Origin of the sequence: Pontibacter populi, from assembly GCF_040278685.1 — a bacterium.
GTDB classification, from domain to species: Bacteria; Bacteroidota; Bacteroidia; order Cytophagales; family Hymenobacteraceae; genus Pontibacter; species Pontibacter populi.
The window spans coordinates 1-15,484 of sequence record NZ_JBEOKT010000025.1; the positions used below are offsets into that span (position 1 = coordinate 1).

General features: G+C 44.9%; 14 protein-coding genes. 12 read left to right on the forward strand and 2 right to left on the reverse strand.

Annotated elements, in window-relative coordinates; translation table 11 throughout:
• Positions 1-2,523 (forward strand): sensor histidine kinase (locus ABS362_RS18145; protein ID WP_350414300.1); only part of this gene is annotated, 2,523 nt, incomplete at its 5' end.
• Complete coding sequence (locus ABS362_RS18150; protein ID WP_350414302.1) at positions 2,504-3,271, forward strand: LytR/AlgR family response regulator transcription factor; 768 nt, start codon at positions 2,504-2,506, stop codon at positions 3,269-3,271. The genes ABS362_RS18145 and ABS362_RS18150, both read left to right, overlap by 20 nt.
• Positions 3,272-3,285: 14 nt before the next feature.
• On the opposite strand, the gene ABS362_RS18155 is transcribed toward ABS362_RS18150, so the two are convergent.
• Complete coding sequence (locus tag ABS362_RS18155; RefSeq protein ID WP_350414304.1) at positions 3,286-3,420, reverse strand: hypothetical protein; 135 nt, start codon at positions 3,418-3,420, stop codon at positions 3,286-3,288.
• Between the two features lie 89 nt (positions 3,421-3,509).
• On the opposite strand from ABS362_RS18155, the gene ABS362_RS18160 reads away from it, so the two are divergent.
• From ABS362_RS18160 to ABS362_RS18205, 10 genes are all read left to right on the forward strand, one after another.
• Positions 3,510-4,232, forward strand: coding sequence for a c-type cytochrome domain-containing protein (locus ABS362_RS18160; RefSeq protein WP_350414306.1), 723 nt, complete (start codon positions 3,510-3,512; stop codon positions 4,230-4,232).
• 19 nt (positions 4,233-4,251) lie between these two features.
• Positions 4,252-4,650, forward strand: coding sequence for a c-type cytochrome (locus tag ABS362_RS18165; protein ID WP_350414308.1), 399 nt, complete (start codon positions 4,252-4,254; stop codon positions 4,648-4,650).
• 5 nt (positions 4,651-4,655) lie between these two features.
• Positions 4,656-5,075, forward strand: a complete 420-nt coding sequence (locus ABS362_RS18170; RefSeq protein WP_350414309.1) for an OB-fold protein — start codon at positions 4,656-4,658, stop codon at positions 5,073-5,075.
• Between the two features lie 32 nt (positions 5,076-5,107).
• A complete protein-coding gene (locus tag ABS362_RS18175; RefSeq protein WP_350414310.1) occupies positions 5,108-5,665 on the forward strand; it encodes a YceI family protein in 558 nt (185 codons plus the stop codon).
• A gap of 70 nt (positions 5,666-5,735) precedes the next feature.
• Positions 5,736-6,623, forward strand: a complete 888-nt coding sequence (locus tag ABS362_RS18180) for a DUF5777 family beta-barrel protein (protein ID WP_350414312.1) — start codon at positions 5,736-5,738, stop codon at positions 6,621-6,623.
• Positions 6,624-7,116: 493 nt separating this feature from the next.
• Positions 7,117-7,494 (forward strand): cyclic nucleotide-binding domain-containing protein, encoded by a 378-nt coding sequence (locus ABS362_RS18185; RefSeq protein WP_350414313.1) that lies wholly within the window; start codon positions 7,117-7,119, stop codon positions 7,492-7,494.
• Between the two features lie 390 nt (positions 7,495-7,884).
• Positions 7,885-11,316 (forward strand): PAS domain S-box protein, encoded by a 3,432-nt coding sequence (locus tag ABS362_RS18190; RefSeq protein WP_350414315.1) that lies wholly within the window; start codon positions 7,885-7,887, stop codon positions 11,314-11,316.
• A 7-nt stretch (positions 11,317-11,323) separates the two neighbouring features.
• Positions 11,324-11,686, forward strand: coding sequence for a response regulator transcription factor (locus ABS362_RS18195; RefSeq protein ID WP_350414316.1), 363 nt, complete (start codon positions 11,324-11,326; stop codon positions 11,684-11,686).
• Positions 11,687-11,706: 20 nt separating this feature from the next.
• Entirely contained in the window at positions 11,707-12,735 is a 1,029-nt protein-coding gene (locus ABS362_RS18200) for a HEAT repeat domain-containing protein (protein WP_350414318.1), read from the forward strand.
• Between the two features lie 40 nt (positions 12,736-12,775).
• The gene (locus tag ABS362_RS18205; protein WP_350414320.1) at positions 12,776-14,209 is read left to right on the forward strand and encodes a glycosyltransferase family 2 protein; all 1,434 of its coding nucleotides are present in this window, start codon (positions 12,776-12,778) and stop codon (positions 14,207-14,209) included.
• Here the strand turns inward: ABS362_RS18205 and ABS362_RS18210 are convergent.
• Positions 14,206-15,339, reverse strand: coding sequence for a YaiO family outer membrane beta-barrel protein (locus ABS362_RS18210; RefSeq protein WP_350414322.1), 1,134 nt, complete (start codon positions 15,337-15,339; stop codon positions 14,206-14,208). The genes ABS362_RS18205 and ABS362_RS18210 overlap by 4 nt on opposite strands.
• Between the last annotated feature and the right edge of the window lie 145 nt (positions 15,340-15,484).

Sequence of the window (15,484 nt, forward strand, 5' to 3'; positions counted from 1 at the left end):
GCTATACTTGAAGCTAAAGACAAAACACTTTGGGTGTCCACTTACGGGCAGGGCGTTTATTATGCCAAAGAACGTAAAATTAACCACCTGGGCACAAAGCAGGGTTTGCCTGATGCTTATACCTATAGTTTAGCAACGGACAAACAAGGTCGGATCTGGATCGGCACGGATCGTGGCATAGCGATCATCTCGATCAAAAACACAAAACCAGAAATAGAAGTTATCAACTCCCGGCATGGTTTGCCGGATAATATCGTTACAGCTGTTAGTAAATTATCCTCCGGCGACATGATGATTGGGATGCAAAGCGCTGGTGTAACCAGGTATAATGTACAAACAGGACAGTTTACCACACCGGTAGCAAGCCAGAACTGGAACTATGGAAGTATAACCAGGCTGCAACCACAACAAAATGGGGTCTGGATTGGCACAGATAGCAACGGTTTATTTTGGTTAAGTGCCGATGGGAATAGCTTACAACCTGCTTCTGATGAAACTAGCAACTCCAAAGTTACAGACTTACTGACCGATAGCGAAGGCCAGATCTGGATTACCGGAAACGCTCCAGCCATACTGAAAGCCAACCTGGCGGTGCGAACGGTCCAGGAGCTAAAAGGTGAGAATATACTCGCTGTATTAGCTACCCGTGACAAAAGTTTATGGTTTGCTACAGATATAGGATTGTTCCGGAAGATAGACAACGAGTCAGCAACCCTCGTCTTGAACTCATCAGATAAATACCAGGTGGTAAGTCTTTACGAAGATAAGTGGGGCTACATTTGGGTTGGTACTATGGGGCAGGGCGTGTTACGGCTTAACCCCGAAACAGGTAACTATAAGCAGATTAGTGTAGCAAGTGGCTTAGTCAATGAGAATGTGCCGGGCATATCCGGGAAAGGAAATGAACTTTGGTTTGCCACACTGGGTGGCGTATCTAAATGCACCATAACCGGCAATGGCAACTCCGCTAATCCAACCTATAGTTTCCGGAACTTTACCCAGCAAAATGGTCTCGGCATAAACTATATTTACCAGGCTTTTATAGATTCCCGAAACAGGGTCTGGTTTGCGACTGATGGCAAAGGCATCACGATGCTGCAGGACGGAAAATTTACCAATTTTTCCCAAAAGCAGGGAGTAAAAAGTAAGACAGTCTATTCTATCACCGAAGATAAAAAAGGTCATATCTGGTTCAGTACCCTTAACGAAGGTGTATACAGGTACGATGGGAAAACCTTCCGCAACTATAGTTTACCCCACGGCCTGCACGACCTGAACATTACCAGTATAGCTGCTGATACGCGTGGCAACATTTTGCTGATGAACCGGCAGGGGCTTGATGTACTGAACCCGGAAACAGGGAATGTTCTTTTTTATGGCAAGGACGCCGGCATAACCAATCCCGATCCAAACCTGAATGTGGTGAGTACTGCTGCCGATGGTCGACTATGGTTTGGTACCCAGAACGGATTGATCAACTATGATCCGGCATTTACCACAGCACAGTTTAAACCACAGACAAGGCTAGAGGATGTACAGGTTTTCTTTAAATCGGTTTTAGGGCAAGATGATCATGTTTTCGACCACGACAGCAATCACTTTACGTTCGACTATACCGGGCTTTGGTATCAGAACCCCGAAGATGTAACCTACCGTGTAAAACTGGATGGCTATGACCGCGACTGGACAGATTCCCGAAACCATACCATCACCTACCCTAATCTGCCGCCGGGCAACTATACATTTAGGGTAGTTTCATCAGCAACTCCAACCGTTTCAGTGGCAGATGCTGTTACCTATAGTTTTGAGATCACTCCTCCTTTCTGGCGGACGTACTGGTTCTATGGTTTAACTTTGTTGGCAGGGATATCCGGGTTGTACCTGTTCGTGAAATGGCGTGAGAATCGTCTGCGCGAAACCGAGCAACAGGAAAAAGATAAGCTGATGTTCCAGTTTGAGACCCTCAAAAGTCAGGTTAATCCGCATTTCCTGTTCAACAGCTTTAATACCCTGATCTCGACTATAGAAGAAGACCCGGACGCTGCTGTAGTTTATGTAGAGCGGCTTTCTGATTTTTTCAGGGTGATGCTGACCATGCGCGAAAAGAACCTGATACCATTGCAGGAAGAACTGGACCTGATCAGGGATTATGCCTATCTGCAGCAGCAGCGTTTCCGCGAAAACCTGCAGGTAACGATAGATGTGCCCCCTAGTGAATTACAAAAATCTGTAGCACCGCTAACCCTGCAATTGCTGCTCGAGAACGCGATAAAACACAACATCATCTCCAAAGCCAAGCCACTCCAGGTTTCAGTTTTTGTGGAGGATGGTTATGTGGTGGTACAGAACAATTGCCAGCCCAAACAGACACCAGAACTCTCTACTAAAATAGGATTGCAGAACATACGAAGCAGGTACCAGTTACTGGGCGCGCCTGATATAAAAGTAGAACAAACACAAGCATTTTTTACGGTAAAAATTCCCCTGTTAAACCAGTCAGAAGATGGACGTACTGATAATTGAAGATGAAGCAGCTGCAGCCAGCCGCATCATAAAAATGCTGCAGCAACTGGATGCCAGCGTGCGTGTGCTGGACGTAACAGACAGCATTGAAAGCACTGTTCAGTGGCTGGAAAGCAACCCGCATCCTGATCTTATACTTTCGGATATACAACTGGCTGATGGCTCCAGCTTTGAGATCTTCAGGCAGACAAAAGTAGAAGCACCGGTTATTTTTACAACTGCTTACGACCAATTCGCTATTGACGCTTTTAAACTGAACAGCATTGATTACCTGCTGAAGCCAATTAAACTGCAGGAACTGGAGCACAGCCTCGACAAGTTTAAAAAGACATATGGCAAGACCGCTGCCCCGGCAGTAGATTATAGTTTGCTATTACAGGCTTTACAACCAAACGCAAAGACTGGTTATCAGAAACGGCTCGTCATAAAATTCGGGCAGCACCTTAAGACCGTTGAGATTGCCAACGTGGCCTACTTTTTCACACAAGACCGTGTCACCCATCTCTGCACTTTTGAAAATAAACGCTGGCCCATCGATCAGAACCTGGATGAAGTAGAAGATATGCTGGCCCCCACACAGTTCTTCCGCATCAACCGCCAGTTCATCATTAATATCGAAGCGATAGATGCGATGTACAGTTACTCCAAGGCCAGGGTAAAGATCGATCTCTGTCCGCCATCAACCCACGAAACTATAGTTAGCACCGAACGGGCAGCGGCTTTTAAACAATGGCTGGTTGGTAAGTAAAAACGCTTATAAAACTATAGCTTAGACTCGAGGAGCAGGCAATTTATCCTGTAGTTATTATTCACTTTAGGAGAGAAGTGTTCCGGTTCAGATGGCTCCTGTTCCGGTTCAGCAACTATAAATTCCTGTTCAGTAACATTGAATAGCATCCTTTTATTTTATCGCGTTATTTAGATGCAGAAACCAACTATAAAACGGTTTCAGGTAGCTAAACAAACAGGCAAAATTCGATCTGAAAATGAGATTCCGGTTAACATCTTTACTGCTCCTGAGTTTGCTGCTGGCTATAGTTATAGTTAGCTGTAAACACGACGTGCCTGAGCCTATAGTTATAGACAACCCAACAGACCCTACTGACCCGGGCGGGAATAACTGCGATCCGGATGTAGTCTACTTCCAGCGGGACGTACTGCCTATATTGATATCAAATTGCGCGGTAAGTGGCTGCCATGATGCCACAACCAGAGAAGATGGCGTGCAGCTGACCGACTATACCAGCGTAATGCGCACTGCTGATATAAAACCCGGCAACCCAGGAGACAGCGAACTGTACGAAATGATTACCGAAGATGACGAAGACGAACGTATGCCCAAAGCCCCGCGTCCGCCGCTTAGCGCGACACAGATCGCCCTGATACGAAAGTGGATTGAGCAGGGAGCAAAAGACCTGACCTGCACCGATAACACAGCCTGCAACACCGATAATGTAACGTTCTCCGGAACTATAAAACCGATCTTTACCAAATATTGCACAGGCTGCCATAGCGGCTCGGCACCAACCGGCGGCATTAATTTAACTGCTTACAACGATGCATCAGGAGTTGCGAAAAGTGGAAGGCTGGTTGGAGCTATAACACACGCAGCCGGTTTTGTACCGATGCCACAAGGCGGAGCCAAATTACCTGACTGCGAGATAGCTAAAATAAAGGCATGGGTTGATGCCGGGTCACCAAATAATTAACTGACAGGAATTCCGGAACATGAAAAGTTTCATCATAGATAACACCCTTATAACTAAGGCAGCAGCGCTGCTAACCCTGATGGCTTTGCCCTTCACCCTGCAAAGCTGTTATTATGACGTGGAAGAAGAATTATATCAGAATGTGCCTTGTGTAACAGAAAATGTAACCTTCAGCCAGACAATACAGCCTATTTTCCAGCGAAATTGTGTGGTGTGCCATACAGGTGCAGCAGGTAACGGCGGCATCGATCTGTCGACTCATGCCGGCGCTTCGGTAGTGGCTAGCAATGGTAGGTTGGTAGGCGCTGTAACGCATGCAGGCGGTTTTACGCCTATGCCGCAGGGCGCATCGCAGTTACCGGCCTGTACTATAAACCAAATAAAAGCCTGGGTAGAAGCCGGAGCTCCAAATAACTAAATACCATGAAAAAACTCATCCTTATAACTCTTGCGGCCGCTGTTATCGCTGCTATAGTTGGCTTCCTGCTTTACAACAAACCACACCGCGATACGGCATCTGCTACTTCCGATTTTATAGTGGAAGCACCTGCGCTGCTACAGGAATTTACCCAGGACGAAACTGCTGCAAACCAGAAATACCTGGATAAAGTGGTGGCTGTAAAAGGAAAAGTGAAATTGATCTCTGCTGATGACGAAGGTAACCTAAACCTGATTCTGGATGCAAACGATGCCATGGCCGGTGTAATCTGTACGATACCGAAAGCCGATGTAGCTAGTGCCGATGGAGTAAAGGAAGGCGATGAAGTTGTCGTGAAAGGCGTGTGCACCGGTGTACTGATGGATGTGGTTCTGGTACGCTGTGTGGTAGCGGAAAAAGCTTAATACATTAACCTATAAAATTACTATAAATCCCCATGAAAAAGATCATTTTTAACACCCTGCTGCTGGTTATGTTGGCTACTGCTGTTCAGGCCCAGGATAAATTCTTTACCAAAACCGGTAAGATCTCCTTCTTCTCATCTACCCCGATGGAAGACATAGAAGCACACAACAAAACCACGACCAGCGTGATCGATACAAAGACCGGAAAGATGGAGTTTGCAGTGCTGATGAAGGCATTCCAGTTTGAGAAAGCGCTGATGGAAGAACACTTCAACGAGAACTATGTAGAGTCTGGTAAGTTTCCGAAAGCAAGTTTTTCAGGTGCTATAGTTAACATCGGCGATGTGGATTTTAAGAAAGACGGTACTTATAAAGTAACTGTTAAAGGCAACCTTACCTTGCACGGTGTAACCAAAGCTGTGGAAGCTCCCGGAACTATAGTTGTGAAGAACGGAGCCGTAAATGCTACATCTACTTTTAACGTTGCCCCGGAGGATTATAAAATAGCTATCCCGAACCTGGTGCGCGAGAAAATTGCGAAGCAGATAAAGGTGACGGTAGACATGAACTACGAGCCGCTTAAAAGCTAACAAACTATTTATTGCTAACTAGTTACCGGGCAGCTTTACCACCCTGGAGCTGCCCAAACTATACCTGATCATGAAAAGACTCAAATTTGCTTTGTTGCTGCTATGTTTGCTGGCGTATAGTTCTGGACATGCTCAGGACGATCTGTTGTCGCTGCTGGGAGAAGAGGAAGAGACGACAGAGTATGCCAAAGCCAGTTTTAAAACCACGCGTGTTATTAACGGGCATTCATTGGAGAACGTGGCTGGCGGCGTGATGGATATGAAAATATCGCACCGTTTCGGGATGCTGAACTCTGGCGCTTACAACCTGTTTGGGCTGGACCAGGCAAGTATCAGAATTGGATTGGATTACGGTATAAACGACCGGCTGATGGTTGGTTTTGGCCGCAGCTCACACAACAAAGTGTACGATGGTTTCGCCAAACTGAAATTGCTGCGCCAGAGCTCCGGTAAAAAAACAATGCCGATCTCCTTGGCTATTCTTTCAGGAGTTTACCTTAAAACGATAGAGTGGCAGCAACCGGAACGCGAGAACTATTTCAGCTCCAGGTTAGAGTACACGCACCAGCTGATCTTTGGCCGCAAGTTCAGCGAAGGAACAACGGTCCAATTTATGCCAACTGTTGTACACCGTAACCTGGTACCTACATCCGAAGACACCCACGATGTAATCCTCATCGGAGCAGCTGCGCGTCAGAAACTTACCAAGCGTGTAGCAATAAACGCTGAATATTATTATGCCTTACCCGACCAGCTTAGCCCGGACCGGAAAAACTCCTTGGCCATTGGCTTTGATATTGAAACAGGTGGTCACGTTTTCCAGCTGCATTTTACTAACTCTACATCCATGATAGAGCCTGGCTTTATGACTGAAACGATAGGGGACTGGGGCAAAGGAGACATCCATTTTGGCTTCAACGTTTCTAGGGTATTCACCATCCGCAAACAAAAAAACTGAGTAGGTGCCATGCTAAATGTGGAACCTGGCAGATTCTTTAGATCAGCTGGTAGTTTCCATTTTTAGTCTTAAAAACCATTGCAAAAAGCTCTCAAATTTCACCTTTTAGTTTACTACTACTTAAAGCCGCTCTAATCCCATAGAGTGGCTTTTTAGGTTCAACAGGTTTAGCCTTTGGTTTATATTATCGAACTGCCTCCTGACTGCTTTGTATCCTAAAATTCATAACTAGCTATAGTTATTGCGCCAATTATTCTCCTTTAAATTTCCCGCTCTTAGTAAGCCTCTCTCCTTTTTAAAACCGTCACACCCTGGTATCATGTGCGTCTACGGAGTAAAAATACAGTCTTTATAACTATGTTGTGTTTTTTAAGGTTTTAATATAATCTAATCACGCCTAATATAACCATCCCGACCTATGAACGATACAACTGTACATTTAGCCACAAATGCCATTTCAGAATCAGATCATCGTTCACAGCGGCTTCGCAAATTGATTGGGCGTCTTTTTGATCAGCTTAACCCTGAAGTGCTGGACGACCTTATTCTTAAACTAGATTGGCTAGACCTAGGACGTGGAGAAATACTTTGCCATCAGGGAGAAGACGGTGATAGCTTATACATCTTGATTACGGGCCGATTAAGGGCTATAGTTGGGTTTGGTAGTAACCAGGAGCGTGAGGTTGGCGAAATATCTCCAGGTGAAACTGTGGGAGAAATGGCTATGATCACAGGCGAACCACGTACCGCAACTATTGTAGCACTCCGGGACTCATGCCTCGTCAGACTACTCAAATCAGATTTCGATGCGCTGATAAAGCGGCACCCAGAGGTTTTGTTAGCACTATCCGGAGCGCTTTGGCTCTACTAGAATTTCAGATCGGCTCCTAATCAGCCCAGGATCGCATATCGCAAACCAGTAGTCTCAGAATTTCAGCTGTGTTCCTGATTTTACTACTTGGCAAAAGCCTAATCCGGTGTACGAGGGTATGCACTATAGGATATTGAAGATCAAATGAGTTTAGCGCTGGCAGAGCTTTAGTTTCTAACGGTATGTGGTTTAACTATAGCTTTTGAAGCAGCTTTGAAGGTGCAGTTGTTAAAAGCTAATAAATATATCATTGCTTCGTAAAAGGGAACATTTTTAATTCTAATTTTGCTACCACTAAAATCTAATTGTTTTGCCCGTTGCGGTCCGATACAAAGCACTTTTAAACACAAAATTCCCTTTGATACGGCAAATAGTAGCTTTACCTGATTTATGCTAAGAATAGAAGACCTGATTTGCACAGCAAAGGAAAATCAGCGCCTGCTGACTGGTTTCATATCCGTTTCATTTATCTTCTGTGCCTTAATTTTTGGTATTTCTAATAACCTAAAAAAAGAATACAAGATATCTCAGTGGGTTCTGCACTCACAGGAAGAGATCTACCAGATAGAGAAGACTATCTCGTTAATGAAGGATTACGAGACAGGCTCTCGCGGATTTTTGCTGACTAACCAGGAAGCTTATGCTCAACCCCTGAAAGAAGCTGCAAAAAAACTGGACGCAACGATACTTCACCTGGAAAAGATAACAAGAGATAACGAGGTAAAACAAAAAAACCTTGACTCCTTAACCTTTTACCTGAAGAAGAAAGCTGATTTCTCAACGAACATTATTGAGGTAAAACGACAGCAGGGAAACGAGGCGGCCATGCGTTTGCTTAATACTGATAAAGGTAAGATCTACATGGATAAGGTCAGGTATTTTGCTGACGCCATGCATGTACACGCTAAAACCCAGTTAGCGCAGCGGAAAAAAGAAAGCGAAACTGCCGTGCAGGCAACTAACCAGGTATTAACAATAGGGGTTATAGTTTTTGGGTTCCTGCTTTTATATGCTATCTGGAAAAGCTGGCAACAACAAAAAGAAAAGAAAGCATCTGACCTGGAGTTGCGTATTGAGAAAACTTTTTCTGAAGATTTGCTCAAGGCCAGCCCAGACGGCATGATTGGATTTGATAAGGATGGGAAAATTGTGCTGTTCAACCATAGAGCCGAAGACTTGTTTGGCTATAAGCAGGAAGAAATTATTGGCACATCAATAGCCACGCTTCTGCCTGAAGACGAGCAGCCTACCTTATCTTCTTTCCAACATGCATTCTGGGAAAATACGAACCGGTCGGTTGCGCAGCAGCATAGCAGGGAAATGCTTGTAGTAAACCGCAATGGTTCAAAATTTCCGGCTGATGTGCGCTTAAACCTGGTAAAGTCTGATAAAGGCGAAATGCTGATCGCAAGTGTGCGAGACATAAGCCTGCGCAAGACAGCGGAGCTACAGCTGAAAGAGTCAGAGAAGAACTTGCAAGCTATCCTGAGCAGCTCACAGGAAGCCATCTATTTACTGGACCTGAACTACCGCCTTGTATTGATGAACGAGCATAGCCGCTCTATTATTAAGCAAGTCTATAAAATAGATTGCAAACCTGACGATGATTTCCTGAGCATTTTTGATGCTGACCTCAGAGCGCAGTTGCATGGTATTTATAACCAGGTTCTTGAAGGCCGGAAAATAGATGTTGAGCGCATGTTTTCTTTAGAGGATGGAGATGCCTACTACTACGCTACTTACTTCCCGGTAAAAGATACAGAAGGCACAACTATAGGCATTTGTTGCGCTTCAAAAAACATAACCCAACGTAAGAAAAGCGAAGCAGCAGCCCGGGCAGCAACTGCCGAAAAAGAAGAATACCAATCCCGCTTTAAAGCCATACTTGATTATTCTCCCCAACCTATCCTGATAAAAGACACAGAAGGTCACCAGATATTCTCAAACAAAGCGTTTACAGACCTTTTTGCGATTGACGACATACCGGAGCTGGATGAACCTCTGCAAACTGCTTTAGCTGACGCTGATGTTCTTCATGAATTTACGCAGATCAATGACATAGCTGTTTCCGGTAGTGGATTAAGCTCAAGAGGCTGGCAACAGCAGGTTGTTTTGCCAAACGGGCAGCAACTGGAAATGGAGATCATAAAATTTCCGCTTTACGACAGGCAGAAGCAGCTTTTCGGCATTTGTACTTTCTTTAAAGATGTAACGGATCAGATAAAGCACCAGGAACAACTGATTACGGCCCGGAAAAACGCAGAGCAGGCCGAACGATTGCAGGAGCAGTTTCTGGCAAATATGAGCCACGAACTTCGTACCCCGATGAACGGGATTATAGGCATGGTAAACCTGCTTTTAACTTCTTCATCCCTGCAGCCAGACCAGAAAGGACGCTTACAAATAATTAAACGTTCTTCCGATACCTTACTTAGCCTGATTAACGATATATTAGACCTTTCAAAAATAAAAGCCGGTATGTTAACTATAGACTATGTTAATTTTGACTTTAATGATACTATAGCCGGCACCGCTATGTTGTTCCGGGAGAAGGCAAAAGAGAAAGGTATAAAGTTGGCAATTTCTGCCGACCCATTCATTCCGCGTTATCTAAACGGCGACCCGCACCGCTTAAACCAGATACTTAATAACCTGCTGAGCAACGCGGTGAAATTTACGGAGAATGGTTTTGTACGCATGGATGCCTCACTGCAAAGCGAAACCGATGAGCAGGCAGTAGTAGAATTTGTGGTTAGCGATTCCGGTATAGGCATTGACACAGATAAACTGCAGTACATCTTTGATAACTTTACCCAGGAGTCCACGGATATTTCAAGCAGATATGGTGGAACAGGGCTCGGCCTTGCTATAACCAAAAGACTGATAGAGCTACAAGGCGGCACGATAGCAGTAGACAGTATAAAAGATAAAGGGACTACGTTTACCTTTACCATTCCTTACACCATCGCTAAGGATGTAACAACCGTCGCACCCACAAATTACAGCACCATACAGGAACCACAGCGCATATATTACCCTGGCAAACGTGCTTTAATAGTGGAAGATAACGACATCAACCAGGCTGTACTTACCTCTACCTTAAAGCAGCATCAGTTAGATGTGGTCATTGCCAACAATGGCCAGGAAGCAGTAGATATACTACAGACCGGTGAAAGCTTTGATATTATATTTATGGACCTGCGTATGCCCTTGATGAATGGCTTCCAGGCAACAGCCTATATCCGGCAAACGCTGCAACTACAGACACCTATTGTTGTTTTAACTGCCAGTGTGCTGCGCAACGAGCGCGACCGTTGTTTAGAAATAGGAGCATCTGATTACATGGCCAAGCCTTTCTCAATTACAGACCTGGCCAGAACCTTAGAACGCTTTATTCCTTTGGGTGAGCAAACGAAAGTAGCTGCACCCGCACTATCAACTTCAGCTATAGTTGGCACTTCCAAAGCCTTTGATGTAAGCCGTTTACTTGAGTTAAAAAATACTACTTATGTAAAACGAATCCTTACCCTCTTTACAGAAAATCTGCCGGTATACCTGCAGGAGATGACAGCATTAGCCGCGGCAAACAATAAAGATGCTTTCTTAGAAAAAGCGCATAAAACCAAAGGGAGCTTTTCAGCTATTCACATTGAGGATATCTACCAGCTTATAGTTGACATGGAAGAGCATGCTTTGGGGCAGGAAAACCTGGATGTTTTTGTACCTCAGCTCACAAAATGCAGCGCCCTTTACGAAACACTGAAGCCTGCTATTATTTCAGAAGTTGAAGCATCGCTACCACACCTGGAAACCAACGCCTAACCTACACATGAAAATACTGATTGCGGAAGACGAACCGATAACCCTGGCTACCATGGAACTTCGTCTTGCCAAAGACGGCCACGAAGTTATAAGTACCGATAACGGCCAGGATGCTTTAAGCAAACTGCAGAATTTTACGCCCGACCTGGTAATTACCGATATTATGATGCCCTTCGCCTCTGGCCTGGAAGTGCTGAGCTATGTAAAGAAGATGAATGCCCGCATACCTGTTATCGTTTTGTCGGCGATGGGACAGGAAAATGTGGTATTGGAAGCATTCACCTTAGGTGCTGACGACTACATCACCAAGCCATTCAGCCCAAACGAGCTTGCCCTGCGGGTTAAGCGTTTCTCGTTGCGTATATCCTAACCTATAGTTGAGCTTTACCTGTGGTTTTATTTCTGAAAAGCGCACATCAGCAACTGGAAAGTTTTACAGCCATTGAGTTGTTTTACATCGCCATCGCGGTTTTTACAACTATAATCCTGGCGCTGATAATGGCCATGTTAGTCATAATGCTTGGCAAAAAAAGACTGGTTAACCGCCAAAAACTACTGCAGGCTCAGCTGAAACTTTGGCTGGTAAGTATAATTTTACAGGAACCCGAAACCAGCAAAGTCACTTTTGACATACCTGAATCAATAGCGCGGATAGTACAAGGTGGGTTTGCGCGCAGAGTTCTATTGGAAGAACTAGTTCAGCTTAAAAATAACCTGAGTGGTCAGTCTGGTGATAACCTGCAGCAACTATACCAACAGTTAAGGTTAGACAGGCTTTCCGCCCAGTATATGCGCAGCAACAGGTGGTATTTCAAGGCCAAAGGTATACAGGAGTTAGCAGCAATGCGACAAACAGCCTATCAGGAAGAAATTTATGCTTTAACGCAACATTCCGATGCCATGGTGCGCATGGAAGCACAAATAGCGATGGTATACCTACATGGCTACCAGGGACTTGCATTCTTTGATCACCTGGAATACCCGTTGAACGAATGGCACCAGATAAAATTATTGCAGCTACTGGCAAGCCAACCTATCCCCTCCCCTGATATGATCAAAGGCTGGCTGATATCAAAAAATGCCAGCGTCATACAATTTGCTTTAAAACTGATCCGGGAACAACACGCCAGTCAGTTCCAGCAGGATGTAATTGCTTGCCTGAGCCACCCCGATGAATTAGTCAGAAGCCAAGCCATTGCCTGTTTGGGAGAGATACCATCGGCACCGGCAGCGCTGGCATTACGAACACATTATACATCCGAGAACAGTAAAACATTGCAACACCATATCCTGGCAGAGCTCATGAAAACAGGCACATCCCACGATCTGCCCTTTCTGCAACAACTCCGGATAAGCCCAGACGAAGGCGTGCGGTTTGCGGTAGAAAAAACAATCCGCTACCTGCAGGAGCAAGTATAGTTTTACTTTACCAGTATCATTTTAGCCGACAAATTTATACATGGCGTTTTTAAACTATCTGTTTCACTATGGGATGCTGTGGTATGCAGTTTCCATGCTTGGCTGCTACATCTTTTTAAGCTCTCTGGCTGTAATTGAGGCTGTCAGGTACCTACGCCGTAGCCGCCTCACAAACTATAACTTGCTGGCTTCTTCGCCTTACGCACCAGCGGTAAGTATACTTGCTCCTGCCTATAACGAAGGTGCTAATATTATTGAAAATGTGCGTTCTTTGCTCAGCATCTATTATAACAACCTGGAACTGATCGTGATAAACGACGGTAGCAAAGACGACTCAATGGCAAAACTGATTGCAGCTTATGACCTTGAACCAGTTCAGATAAACTATCATCAGCAGTTAGCTACCAAAAGAGTGAAAGCAGTCTATAAGAGTAAAAACCCGGTATACAATAAACTGCTCGTTATTGATAAGGAGAACGGCGGAAAAGCCGATGCGCTTAACGCAGGTATAAACCTGGCAAAAAACCAATACCTGGTTTGCATAGATGTGGACTGTATCCTGGAGCAGGATGCATTATTAAAGTTGGTAAAGCCTTTTATGGATGATACCGATAAAAAAGTAATAGCAACGGGCGGCGTGGTCAGAATTGCCAACTCCTGTGTTTTTAAAAACGGCAAACTGATGGATGTGAACCTGCCAAAAGATTACCTGCCACGGGCACAGGCATTGGAGTACATCCGCGCGTTTTTGTTAGGCCGTATGGCCTGGAGCAACTTAAACGGACTGCTATTAATTTCGGGAGCTTTCGGAGCATTTGACAGGCAGGTAGCTATTGATGCCGGTGGCTACGACCATAAGACTGTAGGCGAAGACATGGAGTTAGTTGTGCGCATGCGCCGCTATATGGCAGACCGCAAAATACCCTACAAAGTTGCTTTTATACCCGATCCGTTGTGCTGGACCGAAGCACCTGCCTCCTATAAAATTCTGGGCAGGCAGCGAAACCGCTGGATGCGTGGCACCATTGAAACCCTGAACATGCATCGCAAACTTTTCCTGAATCCTAAGTATGGTGTACTTGGCCTGATGAGCTACCCTTACTGGTTGTTTTACGAACTGCTGGCACCTGTCATAGAATTCACAGGGTTTGTCCTGTTCCTTATCCTTGCTTTTGCCGGACTGATAAACTGGTCTTTCTTTCTTGTACTGACGGCCTTTATCCTGCTATTTGGCTGGCTGTTCTCTACATTTGCGATCTTAATGGAAGTGGTTACTTTTAACCAGTATAGAAAGCGAGGCGACCTTGGCAAACTTATACTTACTGCTTTAGCCGAACCATTCCTGTTTCATCCTTTCATCGTTTGGTCATCTATAAAAGGTATTGTGGACCTGCTTCGAAAGAAAAACGCATGGGGAGAAATGACAAGGCAGGGATTTAATACGGCAGCACAAACACCAAACGTACAACCTTAGAACCTGAACTGGTAAAGCGTAGATACATTTAGCTGGTTTCCTCTTGTATCAGGCAGGTATTCCACGTTTTCGTAAGTGCCGTTTATACCTATCACATGTCTGGCAGCTACAGTAAACCGGTAGCCTGCTCCTGCTTTAAAAGCATTCAGTTTGCTTGCAGTATTTAATCTTACGGCTTGTGCCCTGTCGTCCGGTGATATGCCCCAGCCAAGTATAACAGAAGCATAATTATCCGCTCCTTTCAGGTAATAACGGGTTGTTAAACTATAGGCATTTGCCAGGTTATCGTTGCCTTGTGTAAGGTATACCCTTCCATTTAGCCAGAAATTCCCAATATATTTACCGGTTGCAATAGTATAAGCCCAAACATCATTGTTGAAGTTCAGGTAACGTATACCGCCCTCTGCCTCCCAGGCTTTAGGCAGGTTTGCATATAAAGAGAAACCAGCCCGTAAAGTAGGAAATACAGGCAAGTCGTTAGAGTAGCCAATATTGGCGTAGGTATAAAAGGTCTGTGAGATTTTAGGATATGCTTCTGCCTCAAACTGCACACCGTTTGCAGCAAACCTGTTGGCATAGTTTACGCGTCCTGTTATAGGCCCAAATTTTGTCTGCCTGCCATAGCTTATCCCCGCCAGGTGCCAGGCATCGTTAAATTGTTTATCAAAGTAAGTATAGTCGTAGTTAACCTCTACCCTGGAATTATAGCTATACTCTTTCAATTGAGCTCGCAGGGCTTGTAGCTGACTGTTGCCAGGCTCAGACCTCAACAGGCTATCCGTAAGTAAGTACGCCTGCTTATAGTTACCTAACGCTGCCAGTATAGTTGCCTTTCGTGTTTGTAACTCCCGCGACTGCGGATTATAGTTTAACCCTTCGTTGGTAAACGTCAGGGCCTGATCATAATCTTTTTCAAAGTACAGCACGTCGGCCAAAGCCAGCGCCGCATCTGTATTTGCAGGGTGCTGACTGTAAACCTGGTTAAGTATAACTATAGAAGAATCAGGAGAACCATTCCAGTAATACAACCTGCCCAGAAATATTTTAGCATCTGTATCACCTGGATTATTCTGCAATATCTGCTTACACAGCTGTATCGCGGTCTTATAATCTTTCTGTTCAAAAGCCATTTGGCGGACCTGCTGAAAGGTAATAGCAAGGGGATCTGATTGCCCTGAACTGCTGATTACGTTGCACATAACTAACACAACAGTTGCCAGAACGGATCTTACTAATCTATTACTGAAGAAGGAAAGGAAAATGCTCACAATGAAA